This window comes from Pseudomonas sp. MN1F (assembly GCF_009391885.1).
In the GTDB taxonomy this organism is placed as follows: Bacteria; Pseudomonadota; Gammaproteobacteria; order Pseudomonadales; family Pseudomonadaceae; genus Aquipseudomonas.
The window spans coordinates 20,319-39,861 of sequence record NZ_VZII01000002.1 but is presented as its reverse complement, the minus strand read 5'-3'; the positions used below and the strand labels follow the sequence as shown (position 1 = coordinate 39,861).

16 protein-coding genes and 5 pseudogenes are annotated in these 19,543 nt (G+C 56.2%); 13 read left to right on the top strand and 8 right to left on the bottom strand.

Annotated features, from left to right (window positions below; genetic code table 11):
• Positions 1–331 precede the first annotated feature (331 nt).
• On the top strand, positions 332–1,549 hold the full coding sequence (locus F6X59_RS00370; protein WP_075045748.1) for a PucR family transcriptional regulator: 1,218 nt from the start codon (positions 332–334) through the stop codon (positions 1,547–1,549).
• Positions 1,550–1,797: 248 nt separating this feature from the next.
• Here the strand turns inward: F6X59_RS00370 and F6X59_RS00365 are convergent, their stop codons facing one another.
• From F6X59_RS00365 to F6X59_RS00355, 3 genes are all read right to left on the bottom strand, one after another.
• Positions 1,798–2,817, bottom strand: coding sequence for a GlxA family transcriptional regulator (locus F6X59_RS00365; RefSeq protein ID WP_070094692.1), 1,020 nt, complete (start codon positions 2,815–2,817; stop codon positions 1,798–1,800).
• A 196-nt stretch (positions 2,818–3,013) separates the two neighbouring features.
• Entirely contained in the window at positions 3,014–4,399 is a 1,386-nt protein-coding gene (gene gabP / locus F6X59_RS00360) for a GABA permease (protein WP_075045747.1), read from the bottom strand.
• A gap of 73 nt (positions 4,400–4,472) precedes the next feature.
• Entirely contained in the window at positions 4,473–5,255 is a 783-nt protein-coding gene (locus tag F6X59_RS00355) for a creatininase (RefSeq protein ID WP_016488025.1), read from the bottom strand.
• Between the two features lie 316 nt (positions 5,256–5,571).
• On the opposite strand from F6X59_RS00355, the gene F6X59_RS00350 reads away from it, so the two are divergent.
• The 8 genes and pseudogenes from F6X59_RS00350 to F6X59_RS00315 all read left to right on the top strand — a co-directional run.
• Positions 5,572–6,699 carry a spermidine/putrescine ABC transporter substrate-binding protein gene (locus tag F6X59_RS00350; RefSeq protein WP_152953882.1) on the top strand — a complete coding sequence of 376 codons (1,128 nt, stop codon included), beginning with the start codon at positions 5,572–5,574 and terminating at the stop codon, positions 6,697–6,699.
• A 24-nt stretch (positions 6,700–6,723) separates the two neighbouring features.
• Positions 6,724–7,641: an ABC transporter permease gene (locus tag F6X59_RS00345; protein ID WP_024717429.1), complete on the top strand. Its 918-nt coding sequence runs from the start codon at positions 6,724–6,726 to the stop codon at positions 7,639–7,641.
• Positions 7,638–8,447 (top strand): ABC transporter permease, encoded by an 810-nt coding sequence (locus F6X59_RS00340; RefSeq protein ID WP_028699712.1) that lies wholly within the window; start codon positions 7,638–7,640, stop codon positions 8,445–8,447. The genes F6X59_RS00345 and F6X59_RS00340 overlap by 4 nt, the downstream gene beginning before the upstream one ends.
• 28 nt (positions 8,448–8,475) lie before the next feature.
• Positions 8,476–9,564 (top strand): ABC transporter ATP-binding protein, encoded by a 1,089-nt coding sequence (locus F6X59_RS00335; protein ID WP_075045745.1) that lies wholly within the window; start codon positions 8,476–8,478, stop codon positions 9,562–9,564.
• A gap of 86 nt (positions 9,565–9,650) precedes the next feature.
• Positions 9,651–10,043 (top strand): hypothetical protein, encoded by a 393-nt coding sequence (locus F6X59_RS00330; protein ID WP_075045744.1) that lies wholly within the window; start codon positions 9,651–9,653, stop codon positions 10,041–10,043.
• Positions 10,044–10,358: 315 nt separating this feature from the next.
• Positions 10,359–11,570, top strand: a complete 1,212-nt coding sequence (locus tag F6X59_RS00325; RefSeq protein ID WP_152953881.1) for a M24 family metallopeptidase — start codon at positions 10,359–10,361, stop codon at positions 11,568–11,570.
• Between the two features lie 81 nt (positions 11,571–11,651).
• On the top strand, positions 11,652–12,884 hold the full coding sequence (locus tag F6X59_RS00320) for an MFS transporter (RefSeq protein WP_196171641.1): 1,233 nt from the start codon (positions 11,652–11,654) through the stop codon (positions 12,882–12,884).
• A 203-nt stretch (positions 12,885–13,087) separates the two neighbouring features.
• A pseudogene (locus F6X59_RS00315) lies at positions 13,088–13,207 on the top strand (IS5/IS1182 family transposase); the annotation flags it as partial.
• 98 nt (positions 13,208–13,305) lie between these two features.
• On the opposite strand, the gene F6X59_RS00310 reads toward F6X59_RS00315, so the two are convergent.
• The 3 genes and pseudogenes from F6X59_RS00310 to F6X59_RS00300 form a co-directional block, all read right to left on the bottom strand.
• A complete protein-coding gene (locus F6X59_RS00310) occupies positions 13,306–13,614 on the bottom strand; it encodes a DUF202 domain-containing protein (RefSeq protein ID WP_042132572.1) in 309 nt (102 codons plus the stop codon).
• A gap of 11 nt (positions 13,615–13,625) precedes the next feature.
• On the bottom strand, positions 13,626–13,763 hold the full coding sequence (locus F6X59_RS00305) for a hypothetical protein (RefSeq protein ID WP_152953879.1): 138 nt from the start codon (positions 13,761–13,763) through the stop codon (positions 13,626–13,628).
• Positions 13,763–14,092, bottom strand: a pseudogene (locus F6X59_RS00300) (transposase); the annotation flags it as partial. The pseudogene F6X59_RS00300 and the gene F6X59_RS00305, both read right to left, overlap by 1 nt.
• A 62-nt stretch (positions 14,093–14,154) precedes the next feature.
• Between F6X59_RS00300 and F6X59_RS00295 the strand changes: the two are divergent.
• The 3 pseudogenes from F6X59_RS00295 to F6X59_RS00285 form a co-directional block, all read left to right on the top strand.
• Positions 14,155–15,020, top strand: a pseudogene (locus F6X59_RS00295) (IS3 family transposase); the annotation flags it as partial.
• A gap of 64 nt (positions 15,021–15,084) precedes the next feature.
• Positions 15,085–16,461: pseudogene (locus tag F6X59_RS00290) on the top strand (IS30 family transposase).
• Positions 16,460–16,756, top strand: a pseudogene (locus F6X59_RS00285) (IS3 family transposase); the annotation flags it as partial. The pseudogenes F6X59_RS00290 and F6X59_RS00285, both read left to right, overlap by 2 nt.
• Before the next feature lie 98 nt (positions 16,757–16,854).
• On the opposite strand, the gene F6X59_RS00280 reads toward F6X59_RS00285, so the two are convergent.
• Positions 16,855–17,592 (bottom strand): hypothetical protein, encoded by a 738-nt coding sequence (locus F6X59_RS00280; protein WP_152953878.1) that lies wholly within the window; start codon positions 17,590–17,592, stop codon positions 16,855–16,857.
• 384 nt (positions 17,593–17,976) lie between these two features.
• On the opposite strand from F6X59_RS00280, the gene F6X59_RS00275 reads away from it, so the two are divergent.
• Positions 17,977–18,354, top strand: a complete 378-nt coding sequence (locus F6X59_RS00275; RefSeq protein WP_152953877.1) for a hypothetical protein — start codon at positions 17,977–17,979, stop codon at positions 18,352–18,354.
• A gap of 130 nt (positions 18,355–18,484) precedes the next feature.
• Here F6X59_RS00275 and F6X59_RS00270 read toward each other — a convergent pair whose 3' ends face one another.
• Positions 18,485–19,360, bottom strand: coding sequence for an alpha/beta fold hydrolase (locus tag F6X59_RS00270; protein ID WP_218572240.1), 876 nt, complete (start codon positions 19,358–19,360; stop codon positions 18,485–18,487).
• Between the last annotated feature and the right edge of the window lie 183 nt (positions 19,361–19,543).

The window sequence follows — 19,543 nt, the reverse complement described above, 5'->3', positions numbered from 1 at the left end:
TATCTCCAAAGTCGTGAGAGTAGATGGAATGTACGGGAGGGCATCTCGATACTTGGTGCTGTTGATCGCAGTCATCTCGCCGTTTGAGGGAGTGATCATGAACGATTTCAGGTAGCATCTCTATTACAAGTCCCCGGCATGGTCGTCGATGAACTTGCTGAGACTTAACCGCATGCGCAATTCGGTCATGGCGTAGGAGCAGTACTGGCATGTCCTTTCAATTTCTAAAGTTGATATCTTCGGCGAGCAGTGACGCCATGGTACAGCCCGACATTCTCATGTGCGAGCCAGTTAGAGGGCGTCAGATGCAGAGCCTGGCGGGTGTCGAGCCATGAGCTTGACTCTGAGTGAGGTCCTGAACCTGCCCGGCTTGGAAGACATGAGGGTCCGTGCAGGCGAGCTTTACTTGCAACGGCGAGTATGCTGGTCCTACGTGGCGGGAAATGAGGGTATCACCGCGTGTAAAATGGGCGGCGAACTAGTATTTATTTCGGAAATCAATTACCTATGTGACGAACGCAAGCTACTCACTTTGGTCGAGACTGGTGCTGTGTTGGGTATTGCCGGGATGGTGGTTCTTACTGGAGGCCCGTTTCCCCAGTGCATCCCGTCTGCAGTGATCGCTCGTGCTGAACAGTTGGGCTTGTCGCTGATCGAGCAGCCCTCTCCGCTGAAGTTGGTGTTTGTGACCCACCTGATCGATACGGCCCTGATGCATATGACTCAAGTGCGGCGCTCACGTAACCACATTCTCGGCCAGTTGCTGACCGGAGATTACCCGAGTCTGGCCATTGCCCGACAGCGGGCTGCGCATCTGCAACTGATGCTTGATATTCCACGGCGACTGGTCGTGCTGCGCTTGTCAGGTATCGAGACGCTGTTTGAGCGCCAAGGCTTGGCCCAAGGCGAGCAGCTGTGGCAAGCCACTCGCCAGTCCATGGAAGACCAACTTGAAGCCTGGGGTCGCAGCCGCCCGGGAACGATGACGGTAGAGATGCCGGGCGACCTCTTCGTGCTACTGCTGGCGGATGCCGATGACCTGCCGGCAGCCTTGACCACGTTGCGTCGGCAACTGATCGGAGTGGCAGGGGAGTTGGATATGTACATGGGCCTGTCGAGGGTTGCTGAAGATTGTGGTCATTACCGCCGAGTGCTCAACGAAGCGCGCCAGGCGCTGAATGTGGCGCAGAAACTGCGCCCGGAGAGCGGTTACTGCGATTTCAACGAGTTGGGCGTGTTGGGTTTGCTGCAGGGGGTAGTCGACCGCACGCTCATCGACGACTTCGTCGAAAAGACACTCGGCCCGTTGTTCGTGCCCGGCCGTAAACACCCTAAAGTACTCGTGCATACCCTCGACGCTTTGCTCAAGGAAAATGGCAACGGGCTCAAGGCTGCCCAGCGCCTGGGACTTCACCGTAACACCATCAATCAACGTATCCAGCGCATCGAACAACTGAGTGGAAAATCCCTGGACGATCCACTTTTTCGTATGAATGCTTCGATCGCTATTATGGTATGGCACATGTCTGTCGCCCGAGGTAAGGAATAATGACATGAACATCATCAATGCGCGCCTGCGTAGCAAGCGTAGTCCGCTTCGTCCTGAATGGCATGACATCTAGCCAGATCCAAGTGATGGTCCAAAACTGTGCGGAATGACCGAGATTCCCCTGCAGAATTGTGGTGGCGCCCTCGTGGAGCGCACATTCACTTGGATGCCCTCACATTGCGGGCCAGCTGAGGGGAGCATGGCGAGGAAATCCTGGGCCGCGCCACGAAAACTAACGACAGGGTTGTTCAGTGAAGTGAAGAGACTACCTTTTTCCGCTCGCCGATTGGTGAGACACCAAAGAAACGACTGTAGCACTTTGAGAAGTGTGCTGGCGAAATGAAACCACAGGCGAGGGCGATATCACGCACTTGGGATTCACTGTGTAGCAATAGTTGCCTAGCCCGTGTCAGGCGTAGTTCCAAGTAATACTGACTCGGTGTGTTTTGAAGATGCTTGTGGAACAAACGCTCCATTTGCCGAACCGAGATCTCATTTAGTTCTGCAAGCTCTTCCAAGGTCATCGGGTCTTCAAGGTTGGCTTCCATGATTGTAACAATCTGACTGAGTTTGGGCTGAGAAGTGCCGAGCTTTTGCCGCAAAGGCACGCGCTGGCGCTCTTGCGAACCACGTACTCGATCACATAACAGCAGTTCAGCCGCATGACTGGCAATGTCCCGTCCGCCAGGTTCTCGGGCAATCAGTTGTAGGATCATGTCCATGGAGGCCACGCCGCCGGAGCTCGTGAAACGGTCACGGTCAAGCTCGAACAGTTGGTTGGAAATGATAATGCCGGGAAATCGCTCTTTTAGCGCCTCGATATCTTCCCAGTGGATGGTGCACCGATAACCCGTGAGCAGATTGGCGCGCGCTAGCAAATGGCTGCCTGTGCAAATTCCGCCCAATGGTACCTGGTCATGTGCCAACTTGCGAAGCCAGTTGAGGATGGGGCGGGTATTGTGGTCGGAGACTATCGGGTTTGGGCCCACCACGAACAGCATGTCCAGCTTTGGGGCATCCTTGATACTGAAATCGGGCAGGATTCGCATGCCGTTGCTGGCACTCACTGGCTCCATGTCGGCTGCAATGATCAGGGTCTGGAACATGGTTTTGCGTGCTGCCAGGTTGGCCATGCGCAAGGTTTCCACCGCCGAGGCGAAGCCAATGGTGGTGAAATTGGGAATGACCAGGAAACCGACGACCTTCAGCGGCGGGGCATCATTGACAGGGTATGCCGGTGCCGACGGCGAGGATTTCAACGTACCCATCAATATGACTCCTTGAATGCAAAAATGACGTGCTCTGCGTCTGTTTGTCGTAAATCGGCAATTCATTATGTTTAGGTTGATGCATTTATCCGAGTGATAGTACACGCAGTGCCTTAGCATTGGGAGGTGCCCCGGCGAAAAGCAAAAAACCCTGCGAAAGTAACGCCTTCGCAGGGTGGGTAATGAGTTGGCCTGGTCAGGCAGGCTTGCTCGCCACCGTGGCCGAAGTGCTCCTTCTAGACGAGAAAATGGCGCTCATGCAGACGATGGACAACGCCAGCGCACCGGTTGCCACCACTTCCATTCGATGCCCTGGCATCATCAGCATCATCGTCAAGATACTGATGATGGAGAAGATGACCAGGTAGCTGAGCCAGGGGAACAGCCACATCTTGAAGTCCAGCGCAGTACCTTGGCTATCCATCCGTTTACGCAGAACCAATTGCGAAACAGCGATTGCCAGATAGACCAGAAGCGCTACCGCCCCCGAACTTGCCAGCAGGAAGGAAAACACCTCGTCGGGAGCAAAGTAATTGAGTGCTGTGGTCAAGAAGCCCACTGCGGTACTGGCCAGCACTGCAATCACTGGCACGCCCGCCGCTGAGGTGCGCTGCAGAACGCGAGGGCCGTCACCGCGCTTGCTCAGCGAATAGACCATGCGCGATGCGGTGTAGATGGCCGAGTTGAGGCAACTGGCAACGGCAATCAGCACGACGATATCGACGATCATCTTGGCGTGCGGGATGTTCATCAGCTCAAGGGCCCGTTGATAGGAGCCGACCTGCACCAGCATGGGGTCGTTCCAGGGCACGATGGAGATGATCAGGAACACCGAGACGATGTAGAAGATCCCCATTCGCCACACCACGGAATTGGTGGCACGGGTGATTTGCTTGGAGGGGTTTTTCGACTCGGCGGCGGCAATGGTGACAATTTCGGTTCCCATGAAACTGAACACGGTGGTGAGCATGGCACCGATGACAGCGGTCATGCCGTTGGGCATGAAACCACCAAACTCATGACTCAGGTTGACCACACCGCTAACTGAAATATCGGGCAGCGCGCCTGTCAGTGCCAATGCACCCAGAGCAATGAACCCTAGCACCGCGATAACCTTGAGCATCGCGAACCAAAACTCGAATTCACCGTAGCGCGCCACACTGAACAGGTTGGTTACGGTCAGCAAACCGGTCACCACCAGTGCGAATTCCCAGGTTTCTATCGCAGGGAACCAGGCATGCAGAATGGCCGCTGCTGCAATGGCTTCGATTGGAATGACCAGCACCCAGAACCACCAGTACAGCCAGCCAATGGTAAAGCCTGCTGTACGTCCCATTGCGCGCTCGGCGTAGGTGGAGAATGACCCGGTATCTGGCGAGGCCACCGCCATTTCTCCGAGCATGCGCATGACCAGAACGACCAGTGTGCCAGACATGATGTACGCGAGAATTGCCGCAGGACCGGCTGCAGCAATGGCATGCCCCGAGCCGATGAAGAGGCCGGCGCCAATAGCGCCGGCGATTGACAACATGGTGACGTGGCGCTGCTTGAGGCCGGGGGCCAGAGTTGAGTTGCTGGACATGCTAATTACCCTTTTTATTCTTGAGGGAGGGTGAACTGCGAACGGCGGTGCTGCTCTGGGCTGGAGATCGGTGTTATTTCTGCAGGTCGAAGGCCTCCCGCACAGCGCTGCTAATGCCCTCTACGCAAACTCGCAGAATCAACTCGCCTTTTTCTCGGTTGGCGCCCTTAGGCGAGGAAAGCGTTCCGCAGGCGGGGGTGCGTTCAGGGATGATGGGGAAGACATCGTAAGGTGGGAATTTTGCCGGAGGGTGGTCGACGGCGCGGCTCAGGTCGACCTTTTCAGGGTGCAGGGCCAGCATCAGTGAAGTTTCGAAAACGCCACCGTGTTCGATGTCCCAGCCGAGGAAACCTTCGGGGTAGAGCTCTTCGATGACCGCCGGCGCGTTGACGAAATCCCAGTAGGACAGAACGACCACCTTGAAATCGGTGATACCGCCATAACGCAGTTCGCGCAGCGCCAGGTCGATGCCTTCGACGATGAACATCGAGTTTTCATAATGGCCATTCATCAAGACCAGCTTGCGCGCCCCATGCCGGGCGAGTTCGCGGATGATGTCCTGGATGGTATGGGTCAGCGTTGCGCCATCCAGGCTGGTGGTGCCGGGAAAGTGGTTGCCACCTCCCGACTTCTGTTGTGACTTGTAGCCATAGGCCAAGGCGGGTAACACCAAGCCGTCGACTTCTCGCGCTACTGCCTTGCACAGGGCGGTAGGCAATAGCACATCCACCTCCATGCACATGTGATGACCGTGCTGCTCCAAGGCGCCCACCGGCAAGAAAATCGTGCTGCCGGAAGCTACCTTCTGTGCGTACTCAGGCCAGGTGAGTTCGCCAACCACTACGCTTTCGTTCATCGGTTATCTCTCTTTATTCTTGTATTCGTTGAAGTAGTCCGTTTGCAGCGAGCCAGTACATGCAACGATTTGATCAGATCACAACGACATTCACTTGTCAGTTCCCGACCTGAATTTGACAAATGCTGACGGACCTGCGATCTAGGTGGGTCGGGTGGGGCAGGGGGCGAATTTGACAAATTACAGGTCGGAAAAACACAACTTGCCCTGATGGCAATCTGCTGCAATCGGTAATCACACAGGCGGTGAAAACCTTGGGGAAGCGGGGCGAAAGCGCGGCTGGGCCAAGGCACTTTTGATTACCGAGGGTATCTCCATGACGCGTCGCGCCGATTTTTCACGCCGTACATTCATCAAGAACAGCAGCATTTTGGCCGGTGTGGCGGCGCTCTCCGGGGTACTTCCGAACAGAACCTTTGCCGCAGCCGAAAAAGAACTGGTGATACTGGCGTGGGCAGGCCACGCCGCGCCCGACATCGTCGCGGATTTCGAGCGCGAGCATGGGGTCAAGGTGCGGGCCAAGTACTACACCGGCGGCGATAACATGCTGGGGCTCATTTCGCAGTCACCACCGGGCACCTTCGACCTGATCCTGTCGGATGCCGAGTATGTGCAACAACTCAACGCCGCCGACTATATCGAGCGACTGGACCCTGCCGATTATCCCTTCGATGACTTCTACCCAGAGTTTCAGCACTTTCCAGGGCACTGGCAGGGCGATGAACTGTATTCGGTCATGGTCCGCTTCGGCTTTCTCGGTATCGCCTTCAATACCCAGTTGCTGCCGGAGTCCAAGGCGAAAAGCTACCAGGTGTTCTGGGACGATAGCCTCAAGGGCAAGGTCGGCCACTTCGACTGGCACCTGCCAAACCTGGGCCAGATCAGTTTGCTCAATGGCAACAGGCTGCCCTACGACATCGACGCGGCGCACTGGAAGAGGCTCCAGGACAAAACCATGAGCCTACGCGGACAAGTGGCCGGGTTCTTCGATTATGGCGGTACCTTCTCCTCCCTGAAAAACGGCCAGATCCACGCGATGTGTGGCATTGGCGACTGGATTACCGGGGTCTTGCAGCGTGCCGGGGCACCGGTAAAAACAGTGATACCCGAGGAGGGCGGCCTGCAATGGACCGAGTCTTATTGCATCGCCAAGAAAGCCCGCAGCCCGGAACTTGCGAAGAAGTTCATTCAATACATCACCTCCCCTGAAGGCCAGGTGAAGTCGGCGAAGATGGAGGCTTACCCGGCGCTGATTCCCAATAAGCGCGGCTGGGAGTTGCTGAACAAGACCGACCTTGCCGAAGCCAGACGCCAAGGCATGGTACTGGGCCAGCGCAATGTCATGGACGACATCCGCGAGGGGCGTATTCAGTATCGCGCGCTCCCCATGCAGCAGAGCCTGGAGGACTGGAACGACTTCTGGTCGCAGTACAAGGGCGCTTGATGGCGCCTACACAGGAGCGGCGTAATGATTTCGAACAAGCTATCGCCCCCACTGCCCGCCAGTGAGGAGCCTGCACGCACGCGTGGGCAGTTCGGCAAGCGCACCTGGCGCTTACCGGGGTATGGGCTGATCCTGTCGCTGCCGATACTGGTCTGGCAGTTACTGTTTTTTGTAGCGCCCTTGCTGTTTCTGCTGACCATCAGTTTTTGGCTGGTGCGCAACTTTCGCATGGTCCCTGCGTTCGAGTGGCTGAACTGGAAGTACCTGTTCAGCCGCGAGTACTTCTGGGATGCCTACTTGCACACCTGGGCGATGGCGGCGGGGGCCAGTGTGCTGATCAGTGCCGTAGCCTTTCCGTGCGCCTATACCATTGCCTTCAAGTTCCGCGAATCGACCCGGCAATGGTTGGTGCTGTTGTTGATCACGCCATTTTTTACCAGTTACCTAGTGCGCACCTATTCCTGGCAAGTCTTTCTCAGTGACCAGGGGCTGCTCAATAGCGCCCTGGCGTTGCTGGGGATTGGGCCGTTGCCCTTGCTCAATACCAGTTTTGGTAGCTATGTGGGTTACTTCACCCTGTGCCTGCCGCTGGTGGTGTTGCTGCAGTTGTTCAGCCTCATGTACATCGACCGCACGCTGATCGAAGCTGCCCACAACTTGCGCGCGGGCCGTCTGCGCACGGTATTTGGGGTAGTGATTCCATCGGCGCGGGTCGGCATCGTCATCGCCGCACTGTTCTGTTTCATCATGACCTTCGGTGACTTTGTCAGCCCGCTCTATCTGGGGGGCGGCCAACCACCAACCTTGAGCACCCTGATTACCGACACGACCAAATCGGGGCAGCAATGGCCACGCGCGGCGGTTATTGCCACGACGATGATCGTGACCTTGCTGGCCACGGCGTTCCTGATGGTTCGCCACGCCTATAGGAGGCGCGCATGAACGAACACCGTGTCATCAACTTCATGCTGCGCAGCTTCGTCGTCCTGGTGTTCTTGTTCATCCTCACGCCTATCATTGGCAGCTTCGTGTTTTCCTTCAACGTCGACCGCTTCCCATCCTTGCCCCTGGGTGGCTTCAGTTTGCGCTGGTACGAAGCGATTGCCGCCGACCCGCAAGTCTGGCAAGCCTTCAACAACAGCCTGGTCGTCGGTGTGGTGGTATCGCTGGTTTCCACGCTGCTGGGCTTCACTGCCGCCTATACCGACTTTCGTTATCACTTTTTTGGCAAGTCGGTGTACATGGCATTGGCACTGCTGCCTCCTACCATTCCGGTGGTGATTCTGGGCCTGGCGATGCTCGCGTTCTTGTCGCGAATCGGCCTGTCCGGCGAGCTGTATGCCGTCATGATCTGCCACATCGTCATGTGCTCACCATTCGCCATGGCGGTGATTCGCATGCGCCTGGCGCAGATGGACCCGCAACTGGAGGCCGCCGCCTGGAACCTGAGCGCCAGCCAATGGCAGGCCATGCGCTACGTGATCCTGCCGTTCACCGCCCCGAGCATTTTCGCCGCACTGTTCGTGACCATGGCCGTGTCGTTCGACGAGTTCGCGGTGGCCTGGTTCGTTTCGGGCCTTAACGAGACAGTCCCGGTGCGCATCCTCAATACTTTGCAAGGGCAGGTCAGCCCGACCATCAATGCGATAGGCACGATCGTTTTCATCACCACGATCACGCTGACGATCGTTGCCCAGGTTTTGCTCATGCGCCGGCAGAAGAAACCGGCTGACGGCAAAAAAAGCTGAACATCCCATGCCGACGCAGGAGCTCCCCATGACTCAACCGTTAGTGGTATTCGATAACGTGACCAAACACTTCGGCAGTTACGTCGCTGTCGAACCGATGAACCTGGAAATCTACAAGGGCGAGTTCGTCGCGATCATGGGCTCCAGTGGCTGTGGTAAAACCACCACGCTGCGCATGCTTGCCGGGCTCGACAAGCCCAGCAGCGGTGAAATTCGCTTGAACGGCGAGCGCGTCAACGACCTGTATTCCTGGCAAAGGGACACCCCGCTGGTGTGGCAGAACCTGGCGCTGTTCCCCTTTCTGAGCGTGCTTGAAAACGTTGAGTTCGGTTTGCGCATGCGCGGCATGGGCAAAGCTGAACGGCGCAAAAAAGCCCTGCACTGGCTAGAGCGCCTGGACCTGGGCGAGTTTGCCAACCGTGATATCAGCATGCTTTCTGGCGGGCAACGGCAGCGGGTGGCGCTGGCGCGTTCACTGGTCACCGAGCCCCCGATACTGCTGCTGGACGAACCGCTCAGTGCCCTCGATGCGCACTTGAGCGTGCGCATGCAGGCGGTGTTGACTGGGTTGCAGAAGGACCTTGGCATCACCTTCGTCTATGTCACCCACAGCCAATCCGAAGCCTTCGCCATGGCTGACCGCGTGGTGATCATGAGCCGTGGCCGGGTTGAGCAGATTGGCACGCCCAAGGATATTTTCTTCGAACCGCACAACCGTTTTGTCGCTGAGTTCGTCGGCGGCAAGAACATGCTTGGCGGCGTTGTGCTTGGCTTCGACGACACCGGGCTGGTGCAACTGGACTCGGCGTATGGTCGCTTTCTGGCACGCTTGCCCGAAGACCGATCTGTTGCGGTAGGGGAAGAGGTCACCCTGTGCATCAGTGCCGAACATATCAACCTCGCCGCGCAACCGACCACAGCCAGCCGCCTGGCGTGTACCGTGATGGGGGAGGAATTCATTGGGTCAATGGTCAACATATACCTGGAAGCCGCCAACGGGCTGGAACTGCAAGTGCAGAAGCCGTACGCGGATTACGACCTACTTGGGCTCAAGAGCGGGCAGAGGGTGCATGTCGGGTGGGACGATGCGCGGGCGCTGATTTTACGTGGCAATTAGAGGTCGATATCTGACATCTGCGCAGGGGCGGCAGCGTGGACAATTGTAGACGTACCCACGCCCAGTTGACCCGAAGGAGGCAGTACATGCAGCAATTGACTGAAACCAGCGAAAACCTGGCCAGCGCCGTGCGTATTGGCTTCCTGCTGGCCGAAGGGTTCGATTTCTATGCCTTGGCCGCTGCGCTGGAACCCTTGCGCCAAGCCAACGACGTGGCCCGCTGCGTGGTCTGCGAATGGCAGATACTGAGCCTTGAGGGCCAGCCGCTGAAGGCCAACAATGGCATCGTGGCGGCCACCTTGCAACTGAGCCAGGCCAAGCCCCTCGATGTGCTGATTCTGTGCCTTGGCAGTGAATTGCAGTTGTGTACCGACGACAGTGTCCGCGAATCGCTGGCGCTGCTGACCAAACCGACCTGCCGCACGCTCGATGTCGGCGAATTGGCCGAATTGATCAGCGTTGCCCGGTTGTCCCCGTAGCGCGTGTTCACCCGCTACCAGAGCTGAACCTGCCTCGATAATTATATTGATCCGCGCCTGCAATGGGTGCGACATCGCGCGTTTCCTCTCCTTCATTCCCCCTCATCTATACCTCTGCCTGTTCTTGCCGCAGCGAGGCCTGTACGGCAGTGGCGGGCAATATTGTCCTTTCCACAGCGGCGTTTACAGCAAGGCGGATCTGATCATCTAGGGGTCGGATTCGCGCAAAAAAGGCCGCCTTTTATCTGTTCGAATGATCTCCAGTGGCACCCAAAACAGGGCCTCTCTACTGATCACCTACCAAGGAGTGAAGACATGCAAATGCCGAAAACAATACAGATTCAAAACGGCGAAAAAGTTAAGCCGACGTTCTCGCACCAGGAATACGCCAACCGTCAATCCAAGTTGCGCAGCTATCTGGCCCAGAACAATATCGACGCCGCCGTCTTCACGTCTTATCACAACATCAACTACTACAGCGATTTCCTGTATTGCTCGTTTGGCCGTCCTTATGCCCTGGTGGTGACTCAGGACGCCGTGGTGTCGATCAGCGCTAACATCGACGGTGGCCAGCCATGGCGGCGTACCGTGGGCACCGAAAACATCATCTACACTGACTGGCAGCGCGATAACTACTTTGTCGCGATTCAACAAGCCTTGCCCAAGGCCGGACGTATCGGGATCGAGTTCGACCACTTGAACCTGGTCAACCGCGACAAATTGGCCAGCCGTTATCCCCAGGCCGAGCTGGTGGACGTCGCCGCGCCATGCATGCGCATGCGCATGATCAAGTCGGCTGAAGAACACGCCATCATTCGTCACGGTGCCCGCGTTGCCGATATCGGTGGTGCTGCGGTGGTTGAGGCTCTGCGTGACCAGGTGCCTGAGTACGAAGTGGCGCTGCATGCCACCCAGGCCATGGTCCGTGAAATTGCCCGTACTTTCCCCGATTCCGAACTGATGGACACCTGGACCTGGTTCCAGTCTGGTATCAACACCGATGGCGCGCATAACCCGGTAACCTCTCGCAAGGTCAATAAGGGCGACATTCTGAGCCTCAACTGCTTCCCGATGATCGCCGGTTACTACACCGCGCTGGAGCGCACGTTGTTCCTCGACCATTGCTCCGATGAGCACCTGCGCCTGTGGGAGGTCAACGTCAAGGTCCACGAGGCCGGACTGAAGCTGATCAAGCCAGGCATGCGTTGCAGCGATATTGCCCATCAGTTGAACGAGATTTTCCTCGAGCACGACTTGCTGCAATACCGCACCTTCGGTTATGGCCATTCGTTCGGCACCCTGAGCCATTATTACGGCCGTGAAGCTGGTCTTGAGCTGCGCGAAGACATCGACACCTTGCTGGAACCTGGCATGGTCGTGTCCATCGAGCCGATGATCATGCTGCCCGAAGGGCTGCCGGGTGCGGGTGGTTACCGCGAGCATGATATTCTGATCGTCAATGAAAACGGCGCTGAAAACATCACCAAGTTCCCATACGGCCCAGAACACAACATCATCAAGAAGTAACCGAGCAAGCCGCACAGGAAACTGTGCGGCTTTTTTTATCAGTATGTCGTTGTCCATGCCCAAGGTTCAAGGAGGACATGTGTGGAGTACACTACAGCGCACGCTCGCAATGAACGGGGGCTGCCGCAACCTGGCAAAATTGCCAAGGGTTCGCGGCTTTTTTATTTCGTCTGCAGCATCATTTTCGTAGCCTTCAACCTTCGCACTGCATACCCAAGCCTCGGCGCTGTGCTTGCCGATATATCCAGCGACCTAGGCCTGACGCCTGCCGTCGCCAGTGCAATTACCACGCTGCCTGTACTTTGCCTGGGGTTGTTCGCGCCCGTGGCGCCCTGGCTTGCCCGCAAAATAGGCACAGAGCGCACGATATTGGTATTGATGGTGGCATTGTCCGTAGGGCTATTGATACGTGGCGCCGGGAACGTCAGCGGCCTGGTGGTCGGTTCGATCGTCATTGGCAGCGCCATCGCAATCATCAACGTATTGCTCCCTGGGCTTATCAAACGCGACTTCGCCAAGATCACCGGGCTGATGGCCGGCCTCTACTCCATGGCGCTGTTGAGCGGGGCGGCGACTGCCGCAGGGTTCACCCTGGCGCTGCAAAGCACCTTGGGCGGTGGCTGGACGACGGCGTTGGCGCTGTGGTCAGTGCCGGCAGCGGCAGCCTGTGCCTGCTGGCTTTTCCAACTGCCCAAGGGCAGTGCGCTGGCACCCAAGGCTGCGCCGCGCGTACGAGGGGTGTGGCGCTGCGCGCTAGCCTGGCAACTCACGCTGTTCATGGTGCTGCAATCGATGTATTCGTTTACCGTGTTTGGCTGGCTCGCCCCGTTTCTGAATGGGCGGGGGATGACACCTCTGGAGTCCAGCGTCATCGTCTCCAGTTCAATCCTGCTACAAATGGTCGCTTGTCTGTTCGGGCCGCTGATAGCCACACGCTTGCCGAATCAATCCTGGTTCAATGTTGTTGTGGTGGTGCTCACCACGGTCGGTTTTCTCGGCTGCCTGTCCGCGCCGCTCGACACGGTATGGCTGTGGGGCGGGGTACAAGGCATCGGGCAAGGTGCCTTGACTTCCATTGCCATCACCATGATTGTGCTGCGCTCGGCAAACGCACAGGTTGCGGCAGAACTTTCGAGCATGGTGCAAGGCGTCGGCTATGGCCTGGGCGCACTCGGGCCGTTGCTAGTCGGGGTGCTTTATACGCCGGTCATTGGCTATGCGCACGTTGAGATATTTCTTAGCGGGGTAGGCGTAGCGATGCTGTATTTCGGATATACCTCAGGTCGACGCCGACTCGTGGCAGCCCGCCATTAGCGCTATCCTCCAGCTGACACCTAGTCACCGGAGCGCTCGGAACATCAAGCGAAGCGGTACAGATCCACTTGGAAATTGACGCAGAAAAGATGAAGCTGCGGCTACAGACTGTCGAGCATCTTTTTGGAACTCCCAAATACTGGATGAGAAGCACCCACTTCCTGGCCAAAGCCCTGCCCAGATCCAACTACCCGATTATCCCGATGAAGCAGATGACCTTCGCCGATGCTGAGTCCGCCGGTATGTGTGAGCAGACCCGCAATGAGTTGTTTCTTATCGAGAAGGATCAAGTGATTCCATGGAAGGATTTGATTGCTCTGATTTAGCCGCACTACGCGAAAGTCGAAGGCGGTCTTCCAGCCTATAAACGCGGTTCCCTGGCAGAGCTCGTTGCATAGGGGCGTGCGTGTTTCCTCGGAGATCAGGTGCTCCACCATGTTGCAATGCTCAGCAGCGCAACGCCAAACCCCAATGCCACCACAGCGCCCGGTCGGGGGGCCGAGCTTTCTTCGCGGATGTGCCGCGCTGACCTGCGATAGCCGCCGCCAATCAACAGCGAATAGACGGTGCCGATAGCCACTGCCATGAGCATGAGTGTGGTCATGGCAACGTAATGGGCCAGGGGATGACGAAAAACGATGCATCCCAATACCAAGGTAGACAGCACCGTGCGCTCCCAGGTCAACGCCGTGCGCTCGGGCTGCAGGCCTTGGTCGTCATGCAGGGGCATGTTGGGTGCCCTCAAGGCAGCAACAGCAGGGTGGAAACGATCAGCCCGAACAAGCCCAGCAGCGGTGCCAGGATCGGGTACGGAAGCGCTTGCCGATGACGCAGGGCGCGCTCGACGTTGAGCCAGCGTAGGGTCGCATTGACGCTCACTAGGCTTTGTACGAAAAGTATTGCCGCATGCAACGTAGGCTGCAGGCCAAGGTGACCATGGCTGCAAAGCTCTTGGCCAGCTTGTCATAGCGAGTGCCGATCCTGCGATTTTCTTTCAGCCAGCCAAACATCCGCTCAATGATGTTCCGTTGCCGGTATTTGGGCCGGTCAAACAGTCGGGGCAAGCCAGGTCGAGGTTTGCGCGGCATAGCGCGCAATGGGATTACCGGCTGCATTCGGTAACGGTCGCAGTACTGGCGCAGGTGCTCGGCATCGTATCCCTTGTCAGCCAGCAACCACCGGCTACGTTTACGCGGTCGTCCTGGCTTGAATCGCCCCTAGTTTCGTAGACATCTCCAAGCCTCATAATGAGGCCCAAATAGGAGGTGCCATGAGTCGTCAGCGTTACCCCGAAGAATTCAAGATCGAAGCGGTCAAGCAAGTGACCGAGAAAGGCAAACCTGTCGCCGATGTCGCCCAGCGCCTGGGTATGTCCGTGCACAGCCTTTACGCCTGGATCAAGGTCTACAGCAAGCCCCAAGAGCAGCGTCAGCAAGACGACGATCAGCAGGCCGAACTGCGCAAGCTACGCGCTGAACTCAAGCGCGTGACGGAAGAGCGAGACATCTTAAAAAAGGCCGCCGCGTACTTTGCCAAGGAGTGCGGCTGAAGTACGCCTTCATCAAGAAGCACTCGACTGATTACCCGGTGCGGCGCCTTTGCCAAACCCTCAAGGTGCACCCCAGCGGTTATTACGCCTGGCTGGCCGAGCCTCAATCTTCCCGAGCAAAAGAAGATCAACGTCTGCTTGGCTTGATCAAACACGCTTGGCTAGAGAGCGGAGGTGTATACGGCTACCGCAAAATTCACGATGACCTGCGTGAGCTGGGAGAGGAATGCGGTCGAAATCGAGTCGGGCGCTTGATGCAGGCGGAGGGGCTGCGTTCTCAAAGGGGCTATCGGCGGCGTCCAGGGTTCTATGGTGGAAAACCAACAGTGGCCTCGCCCAACCACCTCGCGCGGCAGTTCAAGGTCAGTGAGCCGAACAAGGTCTGGGTGACAGATATCACTTACATCCGCACCTATGAAGGGTGGCTCTACCTCGCGGTAGTGCTGGATCTGTTCTCACGCCAAGTAATAGGTTGGTCAATGAAGCCAAGGATGAGCAGCGACCTAGCTATCGACGCGATGTTGATGGCTGTTTGGCGACGCAAGCCTCAGCAGCAAGTGATGATTCACTCAGATCAAGGCAGTCAGGGCGGATTCAACCGGTCGTCGCAACACCTTGATCGAGGTGTTTATGGGGCGACCCGCAGGATGGATGCAAAAATTGACTGGGCGGGGAGCGATGCGTTCTCCAGGTGCACCCTCACTTCGTAATGAGATCGAACGGCTATTTTGGGTGCAGATTGCAACAGGCATCACAAGCGAAAAGGCAGCACATGCCGTTGGCGTATCAACAGCGGTAGGTACACGCTGGTTCCGTCATCGAGGCGGGATGCCATTATTCATGTCGAATCACATATCGGGACGATACTTATCGTTTGCAGAGCGAGAAGAGATTGGGCTGCTTCGAGCGCAAAGTGTTGGCGTTCGTGAGATCGCCCGTCGCCTTGGAAGAAGCCCATCGACAATTTCACGGGAGCTCACACGCAATGCTGCTACCCGTTGCGGTCGGCTTGAATATCGAGCGTCAGTAGCGCAATGGAAGGCAGAACTGGTGGCCAAGAGGCCGAAACCAGCGAAACTGGTCACTAACCCGCGACTGCACCAGTACGTACACGACCGCCTTGAGGGCAAGGTTCAAGACGCCGATGGTCGTGAGATTTCTGGGCCTCGGCAAGCACCCTTCAAAGGCCGAAATAAACCGCATCGCAGTGACCGTAAATGGGTCAATGGCTGGTCGCCTGAACAGATTGCCAACCGGCTCTAGATCGATTTTCCGGATGATGAATCCATGCGCATTTCTCATGAAGCGATATATCAGGCACTCTACATTCAGGGTAGAGGAGCTCTCAAGCGCGAACTGGTGAGCTGCCTGCGCTCAGGACGAGCATTGCGCGTGCCGAGAGCCAGAGCGCAGGCCAAAGTGTGGGCACACGTCAGCGAGGACGTCATGATCTCCAGTCGCCCAGCTGAGGTAGAAGATCGGGCTGTGCCCGGGCATTGGGAGGGTGACCTGATCATCGGTCTGAACCGTTCTGCGATTGGAACTCTGGTCGAGCGCTCAACTCGATTTACCATGCTTGTCCATCTGCCTCGCGAGGAAGGTTATGGGCTAATTCCCCGCACGAAGAATGGCCCGGCGCTGGTTGGCTATGGGGCTGTTAGTATGGCCAATGCATTGAAGAAGACGGTGGCTGAGCTTCCCAGCGAGCTGTGGCGATCTTTGACCTGGGATCGTGGAAAGGAGCTGTCGGATCACGCTCGATTTACCATCGAGTCCGGAGTAAAGGTTTTCTTTGCTGATCCACATAGTCCATGGCAGCGCGGCACCAACGAAAATACGAACGGCCTTCTGCGGCAATACTTCCCGAAAGGGACTGACCTCTCTCGTTGGAGTGCCCAAGAAATACAGGCGGTAGCTCACATACTTAACACTAGACCTCGAAAAACACTCGGCTGGAAAACACCTGCCGAAACACTGGATGAGTATCTGAAGTCTGTACAACAATCCAGTGTTGCGACGACCGGTTGAATCCGCCCAGTTCAGTAGCTCGGATTGGCAAAGTTTCTTGAAGGCCAACAATGTAATCAGCAGCATGAGCCGGCGGGGAAACTGCCCCGACAATGCCGTAGCCGAGAGCTTTTTCCAGCTTTTGAAGCGGGAGCGAGTCCGACGAAAGATCTACACAACCCGTGAAGAAGCCCGAAGTGATATTTTCGATTACATCGAGATGTTCTATAACCCTAAACGCCGACACAGCAGTGCTATGCAGCTGTCTCCAGTAGAGTATGAGAAACGCTATTTCCTGAGCTTGGAGAGTGTCTAGGAAACCAGGGGCGATTCAGGGATGTGACAGTCATTGAAGGTCCGTGGGGGTGAAAAATCATTGCCAGGCAATGGCCGTCATTGCCTGGCTATTCGGCGCTAGGCATCTACCGCCTGGGCAATCCGACGGCGCGCCTGCGCAAATTTCCGATCAAGGGTGCGTTTGCTCAACCCAGCAACACCTGGGAACAGCGTAGTGATGGCATCGACTACCGCAGCCTGGGTCTTGTAGATTGACCGCGGTTGGCCGCTCTTTGACTTTTCAAGCATTACCGCTAGCAGGGCTCCGATAATCGTGTGGTGCACCTTGGTGGATGTCTCGGATGCAGGCCCAACTCCCTCGAGCTGTGCTGCCAATTCGTGCTCTTGCTCTTTATACGCAGCCATCTCTTTGGCGAGGGAATCAAAAGCCTGATGCATTTTTTCGTATTCGCGCGCGTAGAAGTCTCGCTCAGCTTGCACTGCCATGAAAACGTTGAGATTCACGCACTCGAGGTGGTCAGTGTTCTTTGGAAATAGAAACTCGGGCTTATCCTCTGGGTGGTTTAGAGCGGACCATACTCTCAGATCTGTACGGCGGATGGACCAATACACGCGTTCGACGTGGTCATTAGGCGTGATGGGTCCGCCGAGGAAAGTTGCAGCCAACTCCCCAGAGGCGATGGCGTCGTAAATTCGCTCTACATGGAACTGAAGGTTGGGCCATTGTGGAAAATGTTTGAGCAGTTCACCTGAGTGAGAGATCTCTACTTGCAGGATCTCTGTAGAGTGATCGGTGAGGTTGCACCAAAGGATCGCGGCATCAATGGGGTGGTAGCAGCTCTTGATCGAGTCCATGTCAATCAGCCTCCTGCTATGGTCATCCTAATCGCTGGCGGGGGCTGCTGATTCGGGCCCTCTGTCGAGCGGAGGATCCAAATGGATTTTCGGATCCAAAGGCAGTGACTGTGAAATGGTCTTTTGGTTCGGCTGAAGAGAGCCGATCGCGACAGGTTTCGACGCTATTCATTTTTGCCAGAATCTTCTCTCAAAACTCTACTTATATACACACTTTTTTCGATTTGATTTTGTCCTGGATAGGCAGTCCGAAGGTCTAGTCAAGTTGTGCGACGAGGCTTGAAAAGTCCATGCGAGAAGCTTACGTTCGAGAGTACAGATTTCCGGAAGCTGACGGACGTTTTTGATGGATTGCGCGCTTGAGTGCTGCATGCGGGAGGTTACGTGAGCGACGCAGATCGGTATCGGCTGGCGGCATGCCGGGCTGGCCACGCCCAGACCATCGAGCACCTTGAAGGGTGGAACTGCTGCCGGCGTCAGTGTGCTGCGCTCCTAGCGGCCTACGGTGCACGGCTGTCTGCCGGCACGTTGCGCATACACCTGGGGGCGCTCGCCCACTGGCACCCGCAGCGCGGCTTTGTCGACCCGACCAAGGCGGCGCAGGTGCGCGATACCCTGCGCGAAATCCAAGTGCTGCCCCCACAACCTTTCAAGCAGGCGGCGGCCTTGCAACTGCAAGTCCTCCAGGCCGCCATCGAAGGACTAGGTGGTGACCTGCAGAGTGGGCAGCCGGTGCTGCGATTGTGGGCTTCGCGTGACTAGGCGTTAATCCTGCTGATTTTGCGTTGGAAGCCCAGACTTTCGGCTGGGCTATTTTTGTTGAGGAGGAGTTTTGCGGCTAGAGGGGTGTGCTAATAGATGCGGTGCTGGAGAGCTAATGCATTCTGAAGATTTAGTTTAAATTACCCAGGAATTTCTCCAGCGGAACATTAAATTGCTCCGGATGCTCCCAGAAAGAAATGTGTTTGTCCATAAGCGCTATTGACGCAGTCGGTGTGTTTTCTTTGCTCCACTTAGGTACGGAATGCTTCCAATCTTGGCGTACTACGTAAAGCAGTGGTACTTTATTTTCCAAGTCGCGAAGATCCGCTCGGTAATCTTGATAAAAACTGTTCGCATTGGTCAGTGCAGCCACGCCGTCGCTAGTCATGTTGGAAATTTTGGTAATCCAGTTCATGTACTCTGGAGTAGGGTTAGTCACCATCCAGTGAGCAAATTCGGTGTTCATCTTCTGCCGATCATTTAAAGAACCTTGCGTGAGCTGTTCACAGAAGTGATCGTTATCGTCTCGGGAATACCAAACCCACTCACTTGCATTACTTGTTGCGTTTCCTGTCGGCGCTGCATCTAGCATTACAAAGCCAGCCAGCCTGTCGGCGCCAAATTGGTGCACGTAGGAGAGCGCGTCAAATCCACCGTTTGACCAGCCGACTAACACAAATTTATTCAGATTGAGCTTTACGATCAGGGCGTTAAGATCACGCCCATGCTGCTCGTAATAATTGCCTTCATTAGTATGTGTTGAGAGGCCTTGGCTGCGAGGGTCAATAGCAATCAACTTGTACTTCTTTGAGTCTTTAAAATAGGAAAGTTGCTTTTCGAAGACGTCTGCGCTCATAATCCAGCCAGGGACGAGCAAAACAACTCTTGGGCCCTCTCCAGACGTGAGGTAGTGGATGTTGAGGTCATCGGAAACCTTAACGTATTCAGCGTTGGCCATGGACGCCCACAGTGCAGAAGCGAGGAGCCATTTGCGATATTTTCCCACTTAGTACTCCTTATGGTTGTTTTTTATATTTTTAAACTGACTTGAGCCGCACGGTGCCTATTGGGCAAACGGTCTCGAAGTCGCTTAGAGTATCTATCGTCTGTACTGTGTTATGAGTGTGGGGCAGGTGATATTAGGTGATTAGTTCTGTAATGCCTATGGCTGAAAATTTACTGTTGGACT

Bases quoted from the DNA above. Each gene is read 5' to 3' on its own strand.
- F6X59_RS00370 (WP_075045748.1), top strand. From the start codon at position 332: ATGAGCTTGACTCTGAGTGAGGTCCTGAACCTGCCCGGCTTGGAAGAC.
- F6X59_RS00365 (WP_070094692.1), bottom strand. From the start codon at position 2,817: ATGGGTACGTTGAAATCCTCGCCGTCGGCACCGGCATACCCTGTCAAT.
- gabP (WP_075045747.1), bottom strand. From the start codon at position 4,399: ATGTCCAGCAACTCAACTCTGGCCCCCGGCCTCAAGCAGCGCCACGTC.
- F6X59_RS00355 (WP_016488025.1), bottom strand. From the start codon at position 5,255: ATGAACGAAAGCGTAGTGGTTGGCGAACTCACCTGGCCTGAGTACGCA.
- F6X59_RS00350 (WP_152953882.1), top strand. From the start codon at position 5,572: ATGACGCGTCGCGCCGATTTTTCACGCCGTACATTCATCAAGAACAGC.
- F6X59_RS00345 (WP_024717429.1), top strand. From the start codon at position 6,724: ATGATTTCGAACAAGCTATCGCCCCCACTGCCCGCCAGTGAGGAGCCT.
- F6X59_RS00340 (WP_028699712.1), top strand. From the start codon at position 7,638: ATGAACGAACACCGTGTCATCAACTTCATGCTGCGCAGCTTCGTCGTC.
- F6X59_RS00335 (WP_075045745.1), top strand. From the start codon at position 8,476: ATGACTCAACCGTTAGTGGTATTCGATAACGTGACCAAACACTTCGGC.
- F6X59_RS00330 (WP_075045744.1), top strand. From the start codon at position 9,651: ATGCAGCAATTGACTGAAACCAGCGAAAACCTGGCCAGCGCCGTGCGT.
- F6X59_RS00325 (WP_152953881.1), top strand. From the start codon at position 10,359: ATGCAAATGCCGAAAACAATACAGATTCAAAACGGCGAAAAAGTTAAG.
- F6X59_RS00310 (WP_042132572.1), bottom strand. From the start codon at position 13,614: ATGCCCCTGCATGACGACCAAGGCCTGCAGCCCGAGCGCACGGCGTTG.
- F6X59_RS00280 (WP_152953878.1), bottom strand. From the start codon at position 17,592: ATGGACTCGATCAAGAGCTGCTACCACCCCATTGATGCCGCGATCCTT.